The 22,277-nt window shown below is 63.0% G+C and carries 24 protein-coding genes; 14 read left to right on the top strand and 10 right to left on the bottom strand.

What is annotated here, in order from left to right:
- The first annotated feature begins 139 nt into the window (after window positions 1–139).
- Window positions 140–1,351 carry an aromatic ring-hydroxylating dioxygenase subunit alpha gene (locus tag JY451_11390; GenBank protein QZH74287.1) on the top strand — a complete coding sequence of 404 codons (1,212 nt, stop codon included), beginning with the start codon at window positions 140–142 and terminating at the stop codon, window positions 1,349–1,351.
- Window positions 1,348–2,253, top strand: a complete 906-nt coding sequence (locus JY451_11385) for an SDR family oxidoreductase (protein QZH74286.1) — start codon at window positions 1,348–1,350, stop codon at window positions 2,251–2,253. The genes JY451_11390 and JY451_11385 overlap by 4 nt, the downstream gene beginning before the upstream one ends.
- 12 nt (window positions 2,254–2,265) lie before the next feature.
- Here the strand turns inward: JY451_11385 and JY451_11380 are convergent, their stop codons facing one another.
- Both JY451_11380 and JY451_11375 read right to left on the bottom strand, forming a co-directional pair.
- Window positions 2,266–3,900, bottom strand: a complete 1,635-nt coding sequence (locus JY451_11380) for an acyl--CoA ligase (protein ID QZH74285.1) — start codon at window positions 3,898–3,900, stop codon at window positions 2,266–2,268.
- Window positions 3,901–3,952: 52 nt separating this feature from the next.
- Window positions 3,953–4,447: a VOC family protein gene (locus JY451_11375; protein QZH76697.1), complete on the bottom strand. Its 495-nt coding sequence runs from the start codon at window positions 4,445–4,447 to the stop codon at window positions 3,953–3,955.
- 163 nt (window positions 4,448–4,610) lie between these two features.
- Here JY451_11375 and JY451_11370 point away from each other — a divergent pair, with 163 nt between their 5' ends.
- From JY451_11370 to JY451_11360, 3 genes are all read left to right on the top strand, one after another.
- Window positions 4,611–5,114: a MaoC family dehydratase N-terminal domain-containing protein gene (locus tag JY451_11370; protein ID QZH74284.1), complete on the top strand. Its 504-nt coding sequence runs from the start codon at window positions 4,611–4,613 to the stop codon at window positions 5,112–5,114.
- A 397-nt stretch (window positions 5,115–5,511) separates the two neighbouring features.
- Window positions 5,512–6,237, top strand: a complete 726-nt coding sequence (locus JY451_11365; GenBank protein ID QZH74283.1) for a cytochrome c oxidase assembly protein — start codon at window positions 5,512–5,514, stop codon at window positions 6,235–6,237.
- Complete coding sequence (locus JY451_11360) at window positions 6,234–6,884, top strand: cytochrome b/b6 domain-containing protein (GenBank protein QZH74282.1); 651 nt, start codon at window positions 6,234–6,236, stop codon at window positions 6,882–6,884. Before JY451_11365 ends, JY451_11360 begins: the two co-directional genes overlap by 4 nt.
- Here JY451_11360 and JY451_11355 read toward each other — a convergent pair.
- Entirely contained in the window at window positions 6,778–7,419 is a 642-nt protein-coding gene (locus JY451_11355) for a c-type cytochrome (protein ID QZH74281.1), read from the bottom strand. The genes JY451_11360 and JY451_11355 overlap by 107 nt on opposite strands.
- A 162-nt stretch (window positions 7,420–7,581) precedes the next feature.
- Here JY451_11355 and JY451_11350 point away from each other — a divergent pair, with 162 nt between their 5' ends.
- From JY451_11350 to JY451_11335, 4 genes are read left to right on the top strand one after another with little or no spacing between them, the layout of a single operon-like run.
- Window positions 7,582–7,950, top strand: coding sequence for a c-type cytochrome (locus JY451_11350; GenBank protein ID QZH74280.1), 369 nt, complete (start codon window positions 7,582–7,584; stop codon window positions 7,948–7,950).
- A complete protein-coding gene (locus JY451_11345; GenBank protein QZH74279.1) occupies window positions 7,943–8,968 on the top strand; it encodes a c-type cytochrome in 1,026 nt (341 codons plus the stop codon). Before JY451_11350 ends, JY451_11345 begins: the two co-directional genes overlap by 8 nt.
- A 32-nt stretch (window positions 8,969–9,000) precedes the next feature.
- A complete protein-coding gene (locus tag JY451_11340) occupies window positions 9,001–11,559 on the top strand; it encodes a cbb3-type cytochrome c oxidase subunit I (protein ID QZH76696.1) in 2,559 nt (852 codons plus the stop codon).
- Window positions 11,556–11,840, top strand: coding sequence for a hypothetical protein (locus JY451_11335; protein QZH74278.1), 285 nt, complete (start codon window positions 11,556–11,558; stop codon window positions 11,838–11,840). Before JY451_11340 ends, JY451_11335 begins: the two co-directional genes overlap by 4 nt.
- Here the strand turns inward: JY451_11335 and JY451_11330 are convergent.
- On the bottom strand, window positions 11,837–12,460 hold the full coding sequence (locus tag JY451_11330; protein ID QZH74277.1) for an exopolysaccharide biosynthesis protein: 624 nt from the start codon (window positions 12,458–12,460) through the stop codon (window positions 11,837–11,839). The two genes, JY451_11335 and JY451_11330, sit on opposite strands and share 4 nt — an antisense overlap.
- 223 nt (window positions 12,461–12,683) lie before the next feature.
- Between JY451_11330 and JY451_11325 the strand changes: the two genes are divergently transcribed.
- The 5 genes from JY451_11325 to JY451_11305 all read left to right on the top strand — a co-directional run bounded on the left by JY451_11325 (window position 12,684) and on the right by JY451_11305 (window position 16,429).
- The gene (locus JY451_11325; protein QZH76695.1) at window positions 12,684–13,079 is read left to right on the top strand and encodes a hypothetical protein; all 396 of its coding nucleotides are present in this window, start codon (window positions 12,684–12,686) and stop codon (window positions 13,077–13,079) included.
- Window positions 13,076–14,416 (top strand): sorbosone dehydrogenase family protein, encoded by a 1,341-nt coding sequence (locus tag JY451_11320; GenBank protein QZH74276.1) that lies wholly within the window; start codon window positions 13,076–13,078, stop codon window positions 14,414–14,416. The genes JY451_11325 and JY451_11320 overlap by 4 nt, the downstream gene beginning before the upstream one ends.
- Window positions 14,417–14,420: 4 nt before the next feature.
- Window positions 14,421–15,440 (top strand): SDR family NAD(P)-dependent oxidoreductase, encoded by a 1,020-nt coding sequence (locus JY451_11315; protein QZH74275.1) that lies wholly within the window; start codon window positions 14,421–14,423, stop codon window positions 15,438–15,440.
- 21 nt (window positions 15,441–15,461) lie between these two features.
- On the top strand, window positions 15,462–15,968 hold the full coding sequence (locus JY451_11310) for a copper chaperone PCu(A)C (protein QZH74274.1): 507 nt from the start codon (window positions 15,462–15,464) through the stop codon (window positions 15,966–15,968).
- Window positions 15,969–16,174: 206 nt separating this feature from the next.
- On the top strand, window positions 16,175–16,429 hold the full coding sequence (locus JY451_11305; GenBank protein QZH74273.1) for a hypothetical protein: 255 nt from the start codon (window positions 16,175–16,177) through the stop codon (window positions 16,427–16,429).
- Window positions 16,430–16,558: 129 nt separating this feature from the next.
- On the opposite strand, the gene JY451_11300 is transcribed toward JY451_11305, so the two are convergent.
- The 6 genes from JY451_11300 to JY451_11275 all read right to left on the bottom strand — a co-directional run bounded on the left by JY451_11300 (window position 16,559) and on the right by JY451_11275 (window position 22,276).
- A complete protein-coding gene (locus JY451_11300) occupies window positions 16,559–16,732 on the bottom strand; it encodes a hypothetical protein (protein QZH74272.1) in 174 nt (57 codons plus the stop codon).
- A 16-nt stretch (window positions 16,733–16,748) separates the two neighbouring features.
- The gene (locus tag JY451_11295; GenBank protein QZH74271.1) at window positions 16,749–16,922 is read right to left on the bottom strand and encodes a hypothetical protein; all 174 of its coding nucleotides are present in this window, start codon (window positions 16,920–16,922) and stop codon (window positions 16,749–16,751) included.
- Between the two features lie 59 nt (window positions 16,923–16,981).
- Window positions 16,982–18,151 (bottom strand): 4-hydroxybenzoate 3-monooxygenase, encoded by a 1,170-nt coding sequence (gene pobA, locus JY451_11290; protein ID QZH74270.1) that lies wholly within the window; start codon window positions 18,149–18,151, stop codon window positions 16,982–16,984.
- Between the two features lie 21 nt (window positions 18,152–18,172).
- Window positions 18,173–19,576: an aldehyde dehydrogenase gene (locus JY451_11285; protein QZH74269.1), complete on the bottom strand. Its 1,404-nt coding sequence runs from the start codon at window positions 19,574–19,576 to the stop codon at window positions 18,173–18,175.
- Between the two features lie 22 nt (window positions 19,577–19,598).
- Complete coding sequence (locus JY451_11280; protein QZH76694.1) at window positions 19,599–20,471, bottom strand: hypothetical protein; 873 nt, start codon at window positions 20,469–20,471, stop codon at window positions 19,599–19,601.
- 125 nt (window positions 20,472–20,596) lie between these two features.
- The gene (locus JY451_11275; GenBank protein QZH76693.1) at window positions 20,597–22,276 is read right to left on the bottom strand and encodes a CocE/NonD family hydrolase; all 1,680 of its coding nucleotides are present in this window, start codon (window positions 22,274–22,276) and stop codon (window positions 20,597–20,599) included.
- Window position 22,277: the final 1 nt, after the last annotated feature.

Below are 22,277 nucleotides of genomic sequence, written 5' to 3'. Positions count from 1 at the left end.
CGGTGGGGAGGGGTTCTGCACTTCTCTACCACTTTTCGGGACCCCATATCACCAATGTTCGCGGCAAACAAAAAAACATTCATGATTGTTTTATGCTTTTCCCGCGCTATGGTGCCTGCGAGTACTGGAGAAGTCTGAAATGGACGCTGCAATCACTGCGCAGATCAAGCAGCGGATGGAAAGCGAGACCGAGCGCAAGGCGCCGCCCGAAGGTTTCCCCGCGCTGCCCCCAATCCCGGCCGGACGATATGTCGACCCCGCCTTTCTTGCGCTGGAGCGCGAGCGGATGTGGAATCGGGCCTGGCTCTACGCCTGCCACGCCGACCAGATCCCAGAGCCCGGCGACTGGATCCTGATCCGCAATACCGGGTCTCCGATCATTGTCGTGCGCGATCTTTCAGGGGAGTTCCGCGCCTTCTACAACACCTGCCAGCATCGCGGGGCGCCGTTGGTGACCGAGAATTCGGGCAATGGCCGCGGCTTCGTCTGCGGTTATCACGGCTGGTCGTACACGCTTGACGGCAAGCTGGTTGCCGTGCGCGACAGGCGCGACTTTCCGGAGCTGGATTTTTCCTGCCACTCGCTCAAGCAGGTGCGTTGCGAGACCATCGGCAAGATCATCTTCGTCAACCAGGATCCGGATGCCGAGCCGTTGTTGCAGCATATCGGCCCGATGGCGGCAGAACTGGAGCAGTTCGAATTCGACCGACTCGATTTCGTCGAAAGCCGGTCCTATGAAGTCGAATGCAACGTGAAGGTGCTGCTCGACGCCTTCATGGAAGTCTATCATCTCAAGTCCATCCACCAGCAATCGGTGGACCGCTTTCTCGATCACCGGGGAATGACCGCAACGCTCTGGCAAAAGGGGCATTCGCGCATGGTGACGCCGAACCGGCGTCCCGACTGGAAAGACCCGGGCACCATCGGCATGCCCAAGTTGCCCAACGTCACGGAAATTCCGCGGGACAACAACGTCAGCTACATGATCTATCCGAATTTCGTGATGCCGCCGTCCGACAGCGGGATCCCGATGTTGCAGTTCTGGCCGACCGGGACCAACACCTGCCGCGTCGTTTCCACTTGGATCGCCCCCGAATACGACGCCGAAAATCCCCATCCCAAATGGAGCGATCGCAAGGCGAATTGGGAACGCATCCTCTACGAAGATCTGCAATATGCCCCGCAGATTCAGGAATCGCTGGAATCGCCGGGCTTTGTCGGCATCCCGCTGAACTATCAGGAGCGGCGCATCTATCATTGGCACGAAGAACTCGATCGCCGCATCGGCGTGAACAGCCTGCCCGAAGGCTTGGCGGTGACTCCCAGGCTGGAACAGTGGGTCGAGGCATGAACAGGATCGATCCGGTCATCGCCGGAACCGAGGAAGGCCCGCAATTCGGCTTCACCAATCACCAACTGGCGACTCTGGAAACCGTTTACCGCGACGACTTGCTGAAGGATCAGGTCATCGTCGTCACAGGCGGGGGTTCGGGCATCGGCAAGGGCATTGCCTTCCTGTGCGCGCGGCTTGGTGCCCATGTGGTGATCTGCGGGCGCACCGAAGAGAGGCTGGTCGAAGCCTGCGATGCGATGGAGGAAGCCACCGGTCGCCGGCCGATGCACATTCCGATGTCCATCCGCGATCCGGAGGAAGTCGAGGCCTTCTACGATGCAGTTTTCGAACGGCACGGTCGTGTCGACCACCTGATCAACAATGCCGGCGGCCAGTTCCCGCAGGATGCCATCGATTTCAGCCGCAAGGGCTGGCTGTCGGTAATCGATCTCAATCTCAACGGCACATGGTGGATGACGCAGACCCTGGCGCAGCGCTGGCGCGCGCAGGGGGCAAAGGGCAATGTCATCAGCATCGTGGCGAATGTCGAGCGGGGCATGCCGCAGGCGGCGCATACATGCGCAGCGCGCGCGGGGGTCATCTACCTTTCGAAGACGCTGGCTACCGAATGGGCGCCGCTGGACATTCGCGTCAATTGCGTCGCGCCCGGCGTGATCGAAAGCGAGGGTTTCCGCGTCTACCCGCCCGAAGCGCTCGAACGGTTCCACGATGCCAATCCGATGAAACGGCGCGGCGATGTGTGGGACATTGCCGAGGCCTGCGTTTACCTGATGGCCCCTTCGGGCGACTTCATTACCGGCGAGCTGCTGGTGATCGACGGTGGCCAGGCCCAGAACGGCGCCGTATGGCCGGCCGGTCGTCCGGACTGGTTCGGTGGCACCAGATCGAACCGTACCTGAGCGGGATTTCGTTTACCGTTCGATCCCCCTTTCCTCCAGCAGCATATCCCGCAGCCGGAATTTCTGGATCTTGGATGTCGACATCGGCCACCCGGTGACGAAGCGGACGTCGCGCGGCAGCTTGAAGTTGGCGATCTTGCCGCGGCAATGCGCGATCAGTTCATCCGGCTCCACCGACTCGCCGGGAGCCAGTTCGACAAAGGCCACCGGCACTTCGACGTAGCGATCATCGGGAATGCCGACGACCTGCGCCAGCTTCACGGCATCGTGCGTCTGCAACACGCCTTCGATTTCCGCCGCTGCGACGTTTTCACCGCCGACCTTGAGCATGTCCTTGGTGCGGCCGTGGAACATGATCGTGCCCGCTTCGTCGAAAGAGCCGATGTCACCGGTGTGCAGCCAGCCGTCACGAATGCTCTCGGCGGTCTTTTCCGGGGCATTGTAGTATCCCGACAGCATGTTCGGCCCGCGGGCGCAGATTTCCCCCCGCTCGCCCGGAGCGCATTCCCGGCCTGTTTCGATATCGACGATCCTGACGTCCCACTCGTCCAGCGGCACGCCGAGACGACTGGTGCGGCTATGCTCGGTTTCGTCCAGTCTGCTCGTGCAGATGGTGCCTGCCGCCTCGGTCAGCCCATAGGTTCCGACATGGACGATGGAGGGCATGGCTTCGATCATGGCGGTCTTGATCCAGGCAGGCTGGACGGCGAAGTTGCTGTTCATCAGCCGCATCGAGGCAAGGTCCGTCACCTTGAAGCGGTCGTGCGAAATCAGGTCCTGCATGATCGTTACGAAGGCAGGATAGGCAATGGTTGCGCGCTCCCTCTCCAGCATTTCCAGCGCCGTCCCGGCATCGAAGTAGGGGACGGTCATGTAGGCGCCGCCTGCGTCCATGATCATCGTCATCGGGAGAATTCCGGCGATGTGATAGATCGGGAGCGGCGACCATACCTTGTCGGCATCGGTGACTTCGTACCGCAGGCCAAGGTTGCGGCTGTTGCCGACCATCGCCCGGTTGGAAATCATGCACCCCTTCGGATTGGACGTGGTGCCCGAGGTATAGAGGATGAGACCGATATCCCCCGGCTGCACGGCCTCGGTCAACGCCCTGATATCGGTATCGGGCACACTTTCGCCAAGCGCCATCGCACGGCTCAGCGGTAGTAGCGCCGGGCCGCATTTCTCCTCGAGGCAGATGATCTGCCGCAGATCCGGCGCTTCGGGCAGATCGAGCGCGAGGCAATCGGCGGAACCGCGAAGCGAGGCAAGCGCAGCTTCCAGCCGCTCACCAAAATCGAGCGAATCCGCGACCCGGCCGGTGGTCACCAGCACACGCAGGGCGGCATCCTTGACCAGATAGGCCAGTTCGCCTGGCTGGTAACGGGCATTGACCGGCACCACGACCGCGCCGATGAGCGCGCAACCGTAGTAGATCTCAAGGAATTCCCGGCAGGTCGGCAGCAGCACGCCGACATGCTCACCGCGCCGCACGCCGAGTGCCACCAGCGTCTTTGCCCAGCGCGTCGATGCATCCAGCAACTGGGCATAGGTCTGGCGAGAATCGGGAAAGATCAAGGCAATGCTGTCGCCGTGCGAGACCGCGCGGTTGCGCAGCATCTTCCCGATCGTATGAATGGTATCGCTCATCAGTCTCTCCCGGTGGCCTCCCCTGCGCTGCGGCAGGTGGTGGTTCGTCCGTTCACAATTCTCGTATCAGGGTTGCCGGATCGCCGTCCCATTCCTGCGCGGCGCGCGCGATCAGCGCGAAGAAACTGCGGATCGGGGCGCAGTCTTCGAGAATCTCGACCATGTGGCCGATGCCGGGGCGGCAATCGACGTAGCAGAAGCGGGCCTTGCCGAAGTATCCCGAGCTGGCGACGGTAAATCCCTCCTGCTCGTATTCGGCGACGGTTACATCGTAATCCGCGACCATGATGGCGATGTGATGCATCGCCTCCTGCCCCGCCGGCACGGAGTCGCGATAGCAGGATGGGGCATCGTCATGCTGCTGCACCAGTTCGATCTGCACCGGCCCGGCCTGCGCGATGGCAGTGGAAAAATCGACGCGTCCGGGCTTCCCGCGATACAACGGTTCGCGAATGGGAATGTGGCGGTTCACCAGGAAGGGCCCGACTCCTGTCGTCCGGTGCCAGCGGCGGGCGGCCTCCTCCAGATCGTTCACCACCCAGGCCATTTGCAGGACAGCATGGCGGGCGGGATCGGTATTGCTCACATCAGGCCTCGATTGCGGTTTCGGTGCCCATAGTAGCACTGCCAAGGATCAAGTAAACATACAGGCATGATTGTCTTTTTCTTGGCTCGCCCTAAACTCGCCAGCCAAGCAAGGAGACAGGCACATGACTGCGGATCGCCCACCGCTGAAGTTCGAGGATCTGGTAATCGGTGAGGAGCGCCGATCGTCCAGCCGCACGATCACCGAAGCGGAAATCGTCGAGTTCGCCCGCCAGTACGATCCGCAGTGGTTCCACACCGATCCCGAAGCGGCGCGGCAGTCGCATTTCGGGGAGGTCGTTGCGAGCGGGGTGCACGTGCTGGCGATCTGGCGCCAGCTCGATCACGAGATCAACAGCGACATCGACTATGTCTGCGGCATCGGCTTCGACAACTTCCGCCTGAAGACCGCACTGCGGCCGGGGGACACGGTATATGTGACCTCGCGCATCCTGTCGAAAGAACTGTCCAAGAGCGGCAAGCCGCGCGGAACCTGCGTCGGCTACTACGAAATGCGCAACCAGAACGACCAGGTTGTTCTCCAGTTCGAGAGTATCAACCTGGTGCACACGCGCGCCGCCGCAGCGCGGGAGGGGCCTGTCAATGCAAATGCACCGCTAGAGAAGTGAACCGGGGAGGTTAGAGGGGTCCGGTCAAGGGCAAACGCACCTGTCGCAATGCGAGCAAGGGTGGGGGATGACCATGCTTCGACCAGGAAAAGTTGAAAGCCCATTTCGTTACTTCAACTCTCCGCCCTAGGCCATCCGTCTGGTTGTGCTGATTTGCGACTGCTACCCGGTGTCATCGCGACAGGCCGAGGACCTGCTGTTCGGGCCCGGGATCGGCATGTGTCACGAGTCCATGCGGCTGCGGTGGAACAGGTTCGGCCCGCTGGCATTCCAGCCGAGCTGCGCGAACCGCATCTCTGCAAGAGTTGCAGGTGAGTTACGCGTCACATTTTTCAGGCAGAAGGAACCCGAATGCTGCGCGAAGCGTAAATGGGTTGCAAGCAAGGAGGGGCTACAAATGCCATCCGCGATCCAGTGGCTGCCTTATTGTGGCGTCGCACCAGCGCCCACGGAGTGGTTTGCGCGGTGGAATTTCGATCCGATATTGCTGGCGATTGTCGCGCTCGGCCTGATCGCAGGACGCCTGATCTCCCCAGAGCGAACGGCTGCCCACCTTGCCTCGGTTCTGGTCATCCTCCTGCTATTCGTTTCGCCCTTCTGCGCGCTGGGATCGGCGCTGTTTACTGCGCGTGCTATCCACCACATTGCCCTCGCGCTTGTCCTTGCTCCCCTTCTGGTCAATTCCTTGCGACTCCATGAGAAACGAATTTCATTGTCCCTCACCCAGCTCACAGTGATGCAGGCGGGCATCTTCTGGGCATGGCACATCCCGGAATTCTACTCCGCTGCGTTATCAAGCGATGCAGTCTTCTGGATCATGCAGATGAGTCTGACAGCGAGTTCGGCGTTCTGGTGGGCACGGCTGAGGCAGTCGAGCGCCACGGTGGCGACCGGAGCGTTGCTCGCGACAATGGTGCAAATGGGTGCGCTGGGAGCGCTGCTCGTCTTTGCCGATCGTGCCTATTATGCGCCCCATGTCCTGACCACCCACCTGTGGGGACTGTCGCCGCTGGAAGACCAGCAGATCGCCGGACTGATCATGTGGGCTCCCGCCTCTGCGGTCTATCTGCTGGCGGCGATGGTGGTGCTCTATCGCTCGCTCGCGCCGGTTCCCGCACGATGAAGCCGTGGGTCCAGCAGTGGCAGGAATGGTCGGTAAGCTACCGGGAGCGGGGGAAGTATACGCCGGTCGGGGTTGCTTTCCACTGGATTATGGCTGCTGTCGTCATATTCCAGCTTGGATCGGGCTGGATGATCCAGCGCTATCTGGTCGGCGCGGACAAGCTGGATGCCTACCAGCTCCATTCCGAGATCGGGCTGACGCTGCTGCTGCTGGGCGCCCTGCGGCTGCTGTGGCGGCTGATCGTTCCCGGCCCGGTCAACGATGCCGACAACCAGGGCTGGCGATCCACAGTCGCACACGCGATCCACGCCGTTTTCTACGCGCTGTTCGTGATCCTCCCGCTGTCGGGATGGATGATGTGGTCCGCCATCCAGCCAGCGCGCGATCTTCACCTCGCGGGGCTTGTGCCCGTCCCCGCCATGCCGCTCCACACGCTTTCGAGCGAATGGCAGTTCCGGGTGCTGGAACTGGCCATCGATGTGCATGTCGCCGCTGTCATCGTTCTCGCCCTGCTCATTCCCGCCCACGCTCTCGCTGCCATCAAGCACCATTTCTGGGATCAGGACGACGTTCTGGAAGGCATGCTTCCGGAGATTCCGAATGCCCGCTCCCACCCCGAAGGTCCGAACTATAGTCAGCCAGGCTAGCCATCTCGCGCGCTGTCAGGAGCTGGCTGATCCGGGTCATCACGCGATCGGGATCACCATAGCGTTCACCCGCCGACCATGCCTGCAACTGCCTCGCCAGATAGTGGGCAGGTTGACCCGCCAGCGGCGGGTTGCCCGGCCCGGTTCCGGTGCCGTCCTCACCGTGGCAGCTCGCGCAGGAGGGCAGGCCGCGATCAGGATCGCCGCGATGGTACAGTTCGGCAGCCGCGCAGGTCGGCAGGGCGGTGTCCTGCGCGGCGTCATCAGGAAAAGGCATTCCGCTGTAATGGACCGCGACTTTCTGCCGGGCAGACCAATCCAGCCTGCCCGCGATCCACGCCATCTGCGGATGTCGCCGCTGCCCTTCGGCAAAGTATTCCATCTGCCGCGCAAAATATCCCGGATCGAGCCCGGCGAGCCGTGGAACGAGATTGCCGTCCCCTTCGCCTTGCAGGCCATGGCAGGTGGCGCAGGCTCCGCGAGCCCCTGCGTCTCCCCCGCCAAGCGCGATAATCTCTCCCGTGGACTCCCACACTTCCGGCCTGGAATGCGCGTCTCCGCATGCCGACAGGAGCAAGCATCCGGCAAGACACCAGGGGAGCGATGGAGAAATGCGCATCCATTTGGGAACCTGCCCGGCTTGCCGGAGGTTCCCGACAAGATGAGGGGAACTCTCGCCAATGGGCCTCGGCGCGTCATGACAGTGGGAACAGTGATCGCGATTTGCGCCGGGCTGAACGCCTGCAAGCCACCGCCGGAATCGCGGTACATTCCCGATCCTGCAAACGCTGAGCGTGGCCGGTTGGCAATCGAGCGAGTTGGCTGCGCGGCCTGTCATGAAATTCCCGGTATCGATTGGCCGCAGGGAAGCACCGGGCCTTCCTTGCAGGGTTTCGACGATTACGGCCCGATTGCCGGCCAGTTGCCGAACACACCCGCAAACCTTGCGGCATTCGTGCGCAATGCGCCGCTCGCCAAGCCTGGCTCGTCGATGCCCGCAATGCCGTTGACAGAAGCGGAAGCGCGCGATGTCGCCGCCTATCTCCACGGGCTTGACGATGACTGAGCCACAAAGCGTCTTCGACGCCTGGTGGGGATGGCCGCCGCCGGTGCTCGATCCGGCGGGGCCTTATGCAGACAGTGTCACGACGCTCGCATGGGTGCTCTTCGGACTAGGTTTTTTCGTCACGGCAATCGTGGTGGCGGCCGTATACCTCGCCATCAGGGGCTCCGCGCGGACGAAGGCCCGACTGGGGGGCGAGCGGGCAGTCTGGATCGGCGGAATTGCCTTTCCGGGGGTGGTGCTGACCGCGCTGCTGGTCTGGGGCCTCTCGCTGACCGCATCGCTGACCAAGGCTCCATCGGGCGAGGAAATGCGGGTCCGGGTAACCGGGCATATGTGGTGGTTCGAGGTCGAATATCTCGACAGCGCAGGCAATGTCGTGCTGCGCGACGCCAATGAACTGCACCTGCCGGTGGGCGAGCGGGTGGTCATCGAGCTTGCCAGTGAAGACGTGATCCACAGCTTCTGGGTGCCTCACCTGTCCGGCAAGGAAGACATGATTCCGGGTCGGGTCAACGAACTGCTGGTGCAGGCTGACCGGGCTGGCCGGTTCGGCGGGATATGCGCCGAATACTGCGGCGGCCCCCACGCGCTGATGGGATTCGTCACCGTCGCTCACGAGCCTGAGGCCTGGCAGGCGTGGCGCGAAGAGCGGACGGCCAGCCTGCCCGCGATCGTGGAGCAGAACGTCCCGGGCGATACGCCGGTACTGGCCGCCAATGCTCCGCGACCGCTCGATAGCAATGCACGGGACGGGCGCGCACTGTTCATGGAAAGTGGGTGTGCCGCTTGCCACCGCGTGGGGGGAACCGAGGCGAACGGCCTTGCCGGGCCGGACCTGACCCATGTCGGCAGCCGTCTTTCGCTCGGAGCGGGAATCCTGCCCAACAATCGCGGCACGATGATGGGCTGGATCGGCAACAGCCAGTCGATCAAGCGGGGCAACCGGATGCCCGATTACGACATGCTGTCTGCCGACGAACTCGAAGCCATCGCCATCTGGCTCGAGCAGCAAAAATGAGCGAGGGCCCGCTGCACGAGACACGCGAGGCGATGGCGGGGCGAAAGTCCGAAACCGGTTTCGATCACGATCTTTACCGGCTGTTCCCGACGCACCACCCGCGCCCTGAAGGCGAAGTGGAAGAGCTCGAACGGATCTGGAAAGCGCCAACGGGATGGGGCGTGTTCAAGGTCGTCAACAACAATTACATCGGATTCTTCCACCTTTCGACGAGCTTCCTGTTCTTCCTCCTCGCCGGGGTGCTGGCCCTGGGAATGCGGGTGCAACTCGCCGCACCGCTGCAGGATTTCCTGCCGGTGGAAACCTACAACCAGTTCTTCACCATGCACGGCACGATGATGATGTTCCTCTTTGCCGTGCCCGCAGTGGAGGCAGCGGGAATGCTGTTGTTGCCGCAGATGCTTGGCGCGCGGGAACTTCCATTTCCGCGTGCAGCCGCGTTCGGCTTCTGGATGTTCCTGGTCGGCGGGCTGTCCTTCTTCGCTTCGATATTCGTGGGCCTTGCACCCGATGGCGGGTGGTTCATGTATCCGCCGCTGACATCCATCGCCTTCAGCCCCGGCATCAACACCGATTTCTACCTCCTCGGGATCGGGTTTATCGAGATCAGCGCGATTATCGGGGCGATCGAGATTATCGTCGGCGTCCTGCGCGCGCGCGCGCCGGGAATGACTCTCGACCGGATGCCGATCTTTGCCTGGGCGATGCTGGTGTTCGCCGTGATGATCATCGTGGCGTTTCCGGCGATCATACTGGCGACAACACTGCTGGAACTGGAACGCGCCTTCAACTGGCCCTTCTTCGATCCCACGCGCGGCGGCGATCCGCTGTTGTGGCAGCACCTGTTCTGGTTCTTCGGCCATCCCGAAGTCTACATCATCTTCATCCCGGCGGCGGGCATGATGAGCATGATGGTGGCCACCATCGCCCGGACCCCGCTGGTTGGATATCGCCTCAACGTGCTGGCGCTTGTCGCCACCGGGTTCATCAGCTTCGGCGTATGGGCGCACCACATGTTCGCTACCGGAATGCCGCGCGTTTCCACCGGCTATTTCAGCGCCGCGAGCATGGCGGTGAGCTTGCCGGCAGGCATCCAGGTGTTCTGCTGGATTGCCACTCTGGCGAGCGGCAAGATCCGCTGGTCTGCGCCCGCCCTGTTCGTCATCGGCAGCCTTGTCACCTTCACGATGGGCGGGCTGACCGGAGTGATGCTGGGCATGGTGCCGTTCGACTGGCAGGTGCACGATACCCATTTCGTGGTGGCGCACCTGCACTATGTCCTGATCGGCGGCATGGTGATGCCGCTGTTCGGCGCATTCTACTACTGGGCCGGGATGACGAGCAAGAACGCGCTGTCCGACCGCATCGGGCGATGGGTGTTCGCGCTGTTTTTCAGCGGGGTCCACATTACTTTCCTGCCGATGCACCTGACGGGTTTCCTCGGCATGCCGCGGCGGGTCTATACATACCTTCCTGGGCGTGACCTCGATCTGGTCAATCTGATTTCCACGATCGGAGCCTTCGTCATCGCGGCCGGGATCGCGCTGTTCCTGTTCGATCTGGCGAAAAACTTCCGCTTCACTGCCGAGAAATCGGCAGGCAACGTCTATGGCGCGGGCACGCTCGAATGGCTGCCTGCGGGGCTTTATTCGAGCCGCTCCCAACCGCTTGTCACCAGCCGTGAGCCACTGTGGGACGATCCGGAACTGGGCGAGGACGTGCAGGCGGGGCGGTATTTCCTGCCCAACAGCGCCACCGGTTGGCGGGAGACGATCATCACCAGCCCCATCAATGCAGAACCCCAGTACCTGCAGCTGATCCCCGGACCTTCACCCTGGCCGGTCGGTGCGTCGTTTGCGACTGCAGCGTTCTTCCTGTCGCTCACCGTTCAGGCCTATTCCTTCGCGATGCTCGGGGGAGTGGTAGCGATCCTGTGCATCCTGCGCTGGGTTTGGGACAATGACCGACCAGTCCCACAACAGACGGTGGATATCGGTGCCGGTATAACGGTGCCGGTCGCTATCGCCGGATCTTCCAGCCACAGCTGGTGGGCATTGAACGCGCTGATGGTGGTTATGGGCATGATCGCCTTCATGGGCCTGTTCAGCTATCTCTATCTGTACGGCATCCATCCCGAGGTGTGGATCGACGCGCCGCCACTTTTGCAAACCGCAGGGATCGCCGCCCTGCTGCTCGGCGCTCTGGCGGCAGCCTGGTTTTCGCGCCGGTCGCTGGCATCCAGGCCGGAGGGCGAGTTTCCTGGCCAGCTTCCTTGGCTGTCCTCCGCTTTTGCCGCAGCACTTTTGGGAACAGCGATCTGGTGGGACTGGAACGGGTGGAGCGGCGCTGGGCTGGTGCCTACCGCCAGTGGGCAAGGTGCAACCGTCTTCGCTCTGCTGTCGATCCAGGCTGTCACCGTCGCCATTGCCACGATCATGGCTCTGTATCTCGGCTTTCGCAGTGGCAGAGGATTGCTGCTTGCACCGCACAGCGTCACGCTGGATGTTGTCGTCCGGTTTATATCCTACGTCGCGGTGCAGGGACTTGCCATTGTCACGGTAGTGCGCCTGTTCCCGGGAGAGGTGGCGTGAGCGGGAACGAATTTCGCAACAGCATCGATCTGCTTACGCCTACGCTCGCGCTTGCTGTCTGGGCTGCGCATTTCTCGCTCCTCTGGGCAGCAAGCAGCATTTTCCCGGGCTTGCCGCTCGCAAGATGGATCGCCGTCTTTGGGACCATTCTCGCAGCGACAGGGCTGGTCTGGCTCTGGAAGCGCGGCGAGGTACATTCGGTCAAGTCGGTTCCCGGCCTCGGGATCGCGATTGCAGCGGCGGGTATCGCATTCGACCTGCTCCCCGCACTCTTTGGCTAGCTTCCGTCGAACAGGCTGCTCGAACTGGCGAAAGAAATTCCGGCAACAAAGGAAGCGAGGCCCAGGCCCACGGCAAGCAGCAACAGCAGGCCATCGCGCACCAGCAGCGCCAGCCCGATCGCCAGAATGGCCGCCATCGGCGCGCTGCTGGCGAAAGGCACGAATTCGAGCGGAGGCACGGTTAGGCACAGCAGCAGGACAATCCCCGCGGCAATGCGCGGCCACGGCTGCTTGACGAAGCGCGGCATTCGCCCGTGAAACCACTTGTCGAGATGCCGCGCGAGCCCGTCGAGCTTATCGGCCGCCTTGTGCAGCTTGCGGCCCGAAACCGAGCGGCGCTGAACAAATTGCGGCAACCACAGGTGATCCTTGCCCCACAGCAGCTGGGCAGCAGTAATCGCAACGATGAGCGCAAGGAAGGTCGGCAGGCCCGGAATCCCGCCGAGCGGACTGATCTCCACCAGCGCGGGCAGCATCAGCGCAGGCCCGTATGACCTGTGGCCGATGGCATCGAGTACATTCCCGATCGAGACCCGGTCCTGCCGGTCTGCAAGGCTGCGCAACGTATTCAGGATGTCGCAAACCGAGTGCGGCGGGTGGTCGGTCGATCTGTCGTTCATTGATATTCTCCCGGCTGAGCCGACAAACGCACAAACCATTCGCTCCCATCCCCATCAAATTCAAGAATGCACCCCCGGCACCGGAGTTTCCCGAATCTCCGATGGAATCCGGAACCTTTGCCGTCTCAGCCGTTGATTACAGCGAAAGGGGGGATTGGACGCGACAGGCAGGAGAGCGGTCATTCAGCACGAAGTTATCACTCCAGCGCCATTCCTTGGCCCGATCCACGGTGTTCTGCTGGCCTTCCCCGTCGCGCTGTTCCCGGCGGCACTGGTCTCAGACATCGCCTATCTGAACACCGCAGAAATCCAGTGGAGCAACTTTTCCTCCTGGCTGATTGCGGGGGCCGATGTTTTCACCGGACTGCTGCTTGCCTGGGCAATTATCAGCCTGTTTTTCGGTCGCCTGCGAAACCGGCGCGGCCGCGGTCTTGTTTACACAGGTCTTGTCGCAGTCTTGTTTGTCGCCGGCGTACTCAACGCCTTTCAGCACGCAAAGGACGGCTGGCATTCGGTGGGCACATTAGGCCTGGCCCTCTCGATCCTTTGCGCGGTGATCGCGTTGCTCATCGGGCTTCTGGGACATTGGCCCGCGCCTCATCGGGAGCATCGCCCATGACGGATTTTCGCGCCACTAGCCTCGTACTTTGCCTGGCCCTCGCAGCCTGCGCCCCTGAAAGCGAGAATCTGGACCAGACCGGTGCCAGCCCCACGCTTCCCGACCAGGCGGATTCGTTTTTGCCGGCGATGAACATCGCGACTCCGGAAGGCTGGGATGGCGATCTGCCTACAGTGCCTGAAGGCTTCACCATCACGGCAATCGCCGAGGATCTCAAGATTCCGCGCCAGACCATCGTCCTGCCCAATGGCGATATCCTGGTTGCCGAAGGTACGGGCGGCAATGCGCCGCAGCTGCGTCCGAAGGACATCATCGCCGGGCTCATCAAGAGTGAAGGGAAAAGTTCAGTCGAAGGCGGAGACCGGATAACCCTGTTGCGCGATGAGGATGGCGACGGGCAGACCGACCTGCAAACCGTGCTCATCGACGGGCTCGACGCGCCCTATGGCCTCGCGCTGATCGGCAGCGATCTTTACGTCGCCAATCAGGGCAACCTGATGCGCTTCCCCTACACCGAGGGCGCGACAAGGATCGATAGTCCCGGCGAGGAAGTCACCGCCCTGCCCGCACGTATCAATCACCACTGGACCAAGGCGATGACCGCGAGTCCGGATGGTTCGCGCCTCTATGTCGGGATCGGCTCGAACAGCAATGTCGGCGAGCGGGGCATGGATGTCGAAGAAGATCGGGCCGTGATCTGGGAAATCGATCCTGAAACCGGAGCGAGCCGCATCTTCGCTTCGGGCCTGCGCAATCCTACCGACCTGGCGTTCAACCCCTGGACCAACGGGCTGTGGGCAGTCGTCAACGAGCGTGACGAACTGGGGCCGGAACTGGTGCCCGATTATCTGACATCGGTGCGGGAGGGCGGTTTCTATGGCTGGCCCTACAGTTACTGGGGCCAGAACATTGATCCGCGCATCCGTCCGCAGCGGCCCGATCTGGTGCGCAGCGCCATTGCCCCCGATTACGCGCTCGGCTCGCATGTCGCCGCGCTTGGCCTGTCGTTTGCAACCGATGGCGGGTTTGGCGGACGCTTTGCCGAAGGCGCATTCGTCGGCCAGCATGGCAGCTGGAACCGTTCCGATCTTGCCGGGTACAATGTCGTCTTCGTGCCGTTCCGCAATGGGCGACCGGCAGGCGATCCGATCGAATTCGTTTCGGGATTCCTGGAGGACGGCCACGCGCGCGGCAGACCTGTCGGAGTAACATTCGACGCAGAGCGCGGCGCGCTGCTGGTTGCCGATGACGTTTCCAACACCGTCTGGCGCATCGCTCCCACCACGCCCCGGCCGACGCCCGCCGGACGCGAAACTGAACCAGAAACCAGTGAGTAGGAATATGAAGAACACCATCCACCTCAAGCCCATCAATGAACAGGTCATTGTCATTACCGGGGCCACCTCGGGCCACGGTCTGTGTACTGCGCAAATGGCCGCTGCCCAAGGGGCCAAAGTCATGCTTGCCGCGCGTGACGAGGCAGCGTTGAAGCAGGTATGCGCGGAAATTCGCACCAAAGGCGGCATTGCGGACTACGTCGTTACCGACGTTGCGCGCGAAGAAGATATGCAGCGGCTGGCCGACGAGACGATATCCCGTTTCGGCGGATTCGACAGTTGGGTCAACAACGCCGGAATCGGCGTTTACGCGCAGGCTCTCGATCTTGACCTGGAAGATCATCGACTTGTGTTTGAAACCAACTACTGGGGCGTTGTCCACGGTTCGACGATCGCCGCGCGCCATCTCAAGGACAGGCAGGGCGGGGGAGCGCTGATCAATGTAGGCTCGATCAATTCGGACCTGCCTGGACCGATCCTTGCCTCATACAACGCATCGAAACACGCGGTGAAAGGATTCACCGATTCCCTGCGCATCGAATTGCAGATGAACCGGGAACCCGTCTCGGTCACGCTGATCCAGCCCAGCGCCATCGGCACCCCGTTCCCGCAGCATGCCCGCAATACAACCGGTTACCAAGCGCGCCTGCCCAAGCCCATCTACGCCCCCGAAGTGGTGGCCCGCGCAATCCTGGATGCCGCGCAGCACCAGCGCCGGAACGTCGTCGTCGGCGGGGCGGGCAAACTCCAGATCTTCGGCCTTCACGCCTTTCCGCGCCTGTTCGACAAGATCGCCGCCAGCATGGCGGACAAGCTGGTGGACAGGGACCGGCGGGTACCCGAGCAAGAAGGCAATCTCGAGGCCCCGCAGGGCAATGACGGATCAGTGGAAGGACGCCAGAAAGGCAGGAATTTCAGCGTCAGCACCATGGCAGGCCGACACACGTGGGCAACATTGGGAGCAGTAGCGACACTGGGAGCAGCCGGGGCATGGGCTTTGGCAGGCACGCGGTCGCGGAGCTAAAGCCTTGGCGGAGTTACTCCCATGAGCAAAAAGGTCATCCTTTCGTTTGCCGCGATAGTCGTAGCGGCCGGGGCGATCATCTTCCTCATTGCGATGGGCACCGAGGGTTTCGATGCCGATGAAGACCTTCGCCCTGTTGCCGAAACAGGCGCCGAGGTGACAGTTTCGAACGCCCGCATCGTCCTGCCACCAGAGGCGGGGCAACCGGCGGCGATCTATTTCGACATCGAAAATCTCGGCCCCAACAGCGTACAGGTCGTCGGGGTGGATGTGGGCAATTCCGTGCGCGCGCGGATGGCCGATATAGATGGCCCTGCAGCGCGGGAGGCCCGGAATGTTGCGGTCGGACCGGGTGAAACCCTAACGTTGGGGCCTGACGCGGAGTTGCTCGTGCTCAGCGAATATGGATCGGAAGTGATTCCTGGTGCAACGATCCCCGTTGTCCTGACATTCGGCAACAGCGATACCATTGCTTTCTCCGCGCCGGTCATGGTGGACGAGGAACTCGCCGCTATGGACGACCGGTAGAAGGGTCGGACAGTCGGAAGCGGGAAGATGCTGGCCGTTGGCGGCAGGATAGCGGAAACTCCTTATCGCTCAGCCACTTCTCGGAAATCCGACTGATCGAGATCAAGTCGATGCGGATAATGGCGTGCGCTTAACCTTTTTTATGGGGCTGGCGACTGCTCGCTGCGATGCTTCTTCCGCACCTCAACGCGAAAGGCGGAAGAAAGATGTTCGAGAAAAGCGGGTCCCGTCAGAAGGTATTGCAACCTGAGCCGTCGCTCCTCCACACTTACCGCCTGAAGTTTTCCGATGACGGCCTGGGTCTCCCAAAGGAAATCGAGTTCGAGGCAGAGGATGCCGCCGGAGCCCTGATCATCGCTCATGGCGAGGCGCGGAACCGCTCCGCAGAGCTTTGGCGCAATGGCGAGAAGGTCTGCACCATTATGCGCACCCGGGACGACATCTGGAAAATCAGCCGCTAAATTCCCGTTTCCGCTCCAAGCGAGCCGCTTGCACGCCTGCGAAACCCGGTTACTCGAAGGTCACAGCTTCGCGATAGCTGACGCGGCCAATTTCGGCCTCTCCTTCATCCTGGACCGAGATATAGTTTGTCAGTTTGGCAGGCCACCGTTCATGATGTCCGCCGCAATCAGCGCACGCACTTCCGGCAGCGATACCGGCCGGCGCGAGATCGCGAGGGCGCGCGCCCCGGCCTGGCTGGCGAGCCGGGTGAGCAGTGCCTTGGCATCGGCGATAGCGAACTCTGCATATGAGCGATTGCTCAAGGAAGCTACCGGTCATTCATGAAAGGGCTTCGCCCCCGGCTGGCTGAAGCAGGCCGCGATCCGGCTTTTCCTGTGGCCGGTGGTGGCGCAGGATCGTGACGCTCTGGCCAAGCAGCACGGAGTGATGCAGCAGTTCGGGCACCCGCAATTCGTGTCCGGACCGGGCGACCTGCTCGGCCAGCGGTTGCATCAATTGTGGAAGGGCGAAAGGCTCCCGGAAGGGCAGGATGAGCCGGTACGGGCCTCGCTTTAGACCGGCAGCCCGACGTAGTTCTCGGCGATGCTGGTCTGGGCGGCGCGGCTGTTGGCGATGTAGTCGAGTTCGGCCACCTGCATCGCGCGCTCGAACGGGCCGTCTTCGGGGAAGCGGTGCATCAGCCGGGTGAGCGACCAGCTGAACCGCTCGGATTTCCACACCCGTGCCAGGGCCCGATCCGAATAGCCTGATATCGCATCGTTATCGTGTGCGCGGAAGAACCGTGTGAGCGCATCGGCGGCGTAGTGCACGTCGCTCGCGGCAAGGTTCAGCCCCTTGGCGCCGGTAGGGGGCACAATGTGCGCAGCATCGCCGCACAAGAGCAGCGAGCCGTGCCGCATCGGCGCAAACACATAGCTGCGCAGCGGCGCGATGCTCTTCTCGATGCTGGGGCCGCGAGTAATCCCTGCCGCCGCTTCGGGACCGAGCCGTGTCGCCAGTTCGTCCCACACCCGTTCGTCGCTCCACTGGTCCACGGTATCGGTCAGCGGAACGTCGACGTAATAACGGCTGCGACTTTCGCTGCGCATCGAGGCGAGCGCGAAACCGCGTTCGTGGTTGGCGTAGATCAGTTCATGGTTGCACGGCGGCACATCGGCGAGGATGCCGAGCCAGCCGAACGGATATTCGCGCAGGTATTCCTTGCCCACGCTGGTGGGAATCGCCTTGCGGCTGGGGCCGTGGAAGCCATCGCACCCGGCGATCAGGCGGCAGTCGATGCGGTGCTCGCTACCGTCCCTGGTGAAGGTGACAAAGGGTGCATCGCTCTCCACATCGTGCAGCGCCGCGCCTTCCGCCCCGTAGATCACTTCCAGCCCGCGATCTTCCGCTGCTTCCATCAGGTCGCGGGTCACTTCAGTCTGGCCGTAGACCACAACCTGCTGCCCGGTCAGTTCCTCGATATCGATGCGGATCAGCCGCTCGCCATCGGCGAGGTTGAACCCGCAGTGCGGCAGCCCCTCCGCTTTCAGCCGCGCATCCAAGCCCAGCCGCTCCATCAGCGAGACGGTCACGTTCTCCAGCACGCCCGCGCGAATGCGCCCGAGCACGTAATCGGGCGCCTGCCGCTCGATCACCACGCAGGCGATCCCCTCGGCGCGCAGCAGATGGCCGAGCAGCAGCCCCGCCGGGCCAGCGCCGATAATGCAGACCTGGGTTTTCATCGGGGTTTTCACTGGCTGTCCTTAGATGGGGTAGTGGCCGGGTTCGGTTTCGAACGTAATCCAGCGGGTTTCGGTGAAGGCATCGATGCCTTGCCGCCCGCCAAACCGGCCATAGCCGCTGGCCTTCATCCCGCCGAAGGGCATCTGCGGTTCGTCCGACACGGTGCTGGCGTTGACATGGCAGATGCCCGCCTGGATCTGCCGCGCCACTTTGAGACCGCGCGCGGTGTCGCGCGTGAACACGGCCGAGGACAGGCCATATTCGGTGTCGTTCGCCAGTTCGATAGCGTGCGCTTCATCCCGCGCGCGGGCAATGCCCACCACCGGGCCGAAGCTCTCGTCGCGGAACAGCTTCATGTCCGGTGTCACCTTGTCGACCAGATGCGCGGGCATGACGACGTTCTGGCTCGTTTCGCCGCCAACGAGGAGTTCGGCACCCTTCGCAGTCGCATCGGCAATCAGGGCGTAGCAATGGTCGACCGTCTTGCGATCCACCACGGCACCCAGCGGGGTGTTGCCCGCAGCCGGATCTCCAGCGGGCATCGCGCGGACCTTCTCGGCGAACTTCGCCGCGAAGGCCTCCGCCACGCTGTCTACCACGATGATCCGCTCGGTCGACATGCAGATCTGGCCCTGGTTCATATAGGCGCCGAAGGCGGCGGCCTTTACCGCCTCGTCAAGATCGGCATCCTCGAGCACGATCATCGGGGCCTTGCCCCCCAGTTCGAGCAGGCAGGGCTTCAGGTGTCCTGCCGCGCGCATCGCAATGATCCGGCCAACAGCCGTCGATCCGGTGAAATTGATCCGCTTCACCTGAGGCGCGTCGATCAGCGCGCCGACCACTTCGGCGGCATCTTCGGGCGCATTGGTCACAACATTGACGACGCCTTCCGGGAAGCCCGCCTCGGCAAAGGCTTCGATAATCAGCGCGTGGGTGCGCGGGCAGGTCTCGCTGGCCTTGAGTATCACCGCGTTGCCGCAGGCGAGCGGCACGGCAATGGCGCGCACACCAAGGATGATCGGGGCATTCCACGGGGCAATGCCCAACAGCACGCCGACCGGCTCCCGCACCGCCATCGCGATCGTGCCTTCGTGATCGCTGGGAATGACTTCGCCGGTGATCTGGGTGGTGATCGCGGCGGCCTCACGCACCATACCCGCTGCCAGCATCATGTTGAACATCGCCCAACCGGCGGTGGCGCCGATTTCTCCCATCATCGCCGCGACGAAGTCATCCTTCCTGGCGACCAGTGCGTCAGCCGCCTTCATCAACACCGCGCGCCGCGCGTTCGGCCCCAGCTTGGACCAAATAGCAAAGCCTTGCTGCGCCCTGGCAGCGATAGCCGGAATGTCCGCCGCCTTCATCGCCGTGGCAGTGGAGGCGACTTCGCCGGTCATCGGATTCAGCCGTTCAAATGCAGTCATTCGCTTGTCCTCTAATGCTATGTCACCAGCCCTTGCGCTGCAGCGTCCATTCGGTTCCGCTGCACAGGCGGCAGTTTTCACCCGTGAAGGTTCTTGCCGCGACTTCGTCTCCGCGCAACTGCCATTCGAGCCAGTCGACCGCGACATGCGCCACCGCACCGCCCATCGGATCGCCGAAGGTGCCGCCGTGGCCCACCGGAAGGTCCGCCAGCATGATCGGCACGTGATCGACCCGCGCGTAGTCATCGGTGCCATTGGGCCAAGCGATGTCCTCCGGCCCGCCCATGATGTAGAGCACCGGCTGGTGGAAATTGCGCAACATATCCTTCGATACGCTCATCGAACGGATCGGGCTGGCTTCGGAATTGTAGATGCCGCTGTTGTGGATCAGCACGGTGTCGATGCGCGGATCGGCGGCCAGCTCTATCGCCTGCAACCCGCCGCAGCTGTGCCCGGCCACCGCCAGGGCATCGGTGTCGATGCGGCCATAGAAGGGACTGGCCGGATCGGCGTCCTGCGCCAGTGCCCAGTCGATCCCGGCGATCACGTCGGCAGATGTGGTGGCGGGAGCGGGCAGGCCGCCGCCCTCCGGCATTTCGCGCACTTCCGTGCCGTGGGTGGCGGATGGTCCGCTGCGCCAATGGCCTGCCGCCACCACGAGATAGCCATAGGAGGCGATCTGGGCGAGGTGGAAACGGTGCGCAGTGCCATCGTCCGCGCAGCCGCCGTTGCCCCAGGCCAGCACCGGCATCGTGCCACCGAAGAAGCCGGAAATGTCCGCCGGCCGATAGATCACGTGGCCGGGCAGGCTGGCGTGTTCCTCGATCACTGCGGGATAGGGACCGTCGCCCGCCGTGTCGGGCAGGCGATTGCGCTCCTCCATCATGCGCCGCATTTCTTCGGGATCGGGCGGAGCCTGCTGCGCCAGCGATGAAGGTGACGCCCCCAGCAGCGCGAGCGCGCCAAGCGTGGCGGCGGCGAAAGTGCGCAGCGTCATGGCTTGCTTCCTTCCCTCAAGTGTCATTGCTCCCCGGCTCCCAGAACCAGCGGCAGTTCGATCCGAGATCCGGCTTCCCAGCCGGTGGCGACGGTGATGACCGGCGGCGGGTCCTGCCGCAATTCGGCCAGATTACGCTGGCGCGGATCGGCTCCCGTCACCACGAAACGCAGCCGCGATCCCGCAGGCACATGGCGCGATGTCGCCAGCATCGGCACGGCAAGCCGCGCCAATTCGCCTTCCACCAGCGGAGCGGCATCGGCGGAAAGGCCGGAGTGCCATGGCAGGCCGAGGTTGTCCCACGGCGCTTCGCTCACCGCGCGCTGCGACGCCTTCAACCGTCCGAAGGACAGCACCTCGACAGTGCCATCGGCCAGCACTTCCTCCAGATAGACGAACAGGTCCACATCCGGCCGATCGGTCGAAAGGGTGACATGGGCAACCGGGGAACCGAGCAGGTCCAGCGGCTCCTCCAGCGGGGCACTGGCGAAGGCCAGGCCGTGATCGGCCAGTGAGCTGGGCCAGAAAGCGAAATACTCATTGTTGGCAACATCGTAATCGACCGCAAAGCTGCTGGCACCCGCCGTGCTCGGCATCCCGGTCAATCCGCTGCGTTCGTCCACCGCATCGAGGTAAAGAGCGAGCCTGCCGCTGTCGGCACCGGGATAGCGGTCGGAGCGGACATAGCGCCCGCCCTCGCCCTCACCATCGGCCCAATAGGTCACGCGCGGTTGCTCTGCGAAACGGTTGTCGACGCCCTTCAGATGGAAGTCGAAATAGCGCACGATTTCCCCGGTGAAGTCGAAATCGCGCGGGGTCTGGCAATGACTGCCCGGCCCGACGAGCAGGCGGCTGCCAAGGTTCTCCGCCGCCACGATCACGTCACTGGTCGGCTCGTCGTTCCAGTTGCTCCACATGTAGGTGGCAATCCCTGCATCGCGGATCGCGGGCGCATATTGCCAGATCGCCACTTCGTCCCAGAAGGCATTGCCGGTGAGCGGGGAAATGCTGTCGCGGTACGACATCGAATACCACAGCCCCGCCATCGGCGTGTTTCCAGCGTGCTGTGCCACCGCTTCGCGCAACAGCGCGCCGTCGGGATCGGCATCCACCGGAACGCTGGCGAGATCGACGGAGAGGGGCTCGTCCGGGCGGGTGTTGAACTGCGCGGCGATGCCGCCCCGGCGCACAAAGGCGTACTTGTCCCAGTCGGTCGCTCCGGCAAAGACTGCGCGCAACGATGGCGGCGCGGTGCTGGCGGTGTGCATCACTGTGCCGCCAAGGTAGCTGCACCCGACCATACCGACATTGCCGCTGGAATAGGGCTGCCGCGCCAGCCATTCGACCAGATCATGCCCGTCGAGCGCTTCGGTCCGGTCCTGAAATCCGCGCCGGGTGCCGAACGAGGCGCCCTTCCCGCGAATGTCCGCTACCGCGACAACATAGCCTGCACGCAGCAGCGAGCGCAACGCCAGCCCGTCCTGCAGCGCCGTTTCCTGCACCTGCCCCTCCTCGTCCACGAAGCGGGCGCGGTAGGGGGTAAAGACGAAAATAACCGGCAGCGGGTCGGTTTCGACGCCGTGCTCGTCTGCCGGGCGATAGACGTTGACCGCCAGCCGGGTGCCATCGCGGACGGGGACGTAGAGCGAGCTGCGTTCGTAATCGGGATAGGGCTGCGCTGCCGCCGTGGTTGCGGTCACCATC

Origin of the sequence: Erythrobacter sp. (genome assembly GCA_019739335.1) — a bacterium.
Lineage (GTDB): Bacteria > Pseudomonadota > Alphaproteobacteria > Sphingomonadales > Sphingomonadaceae > Alteraurantiacibacter.
The sequence above is the reverse complement of the archived record's forward strand: the minus strand, read 5'-3'. Positions and strand labels throughout refer to the sequence as shown.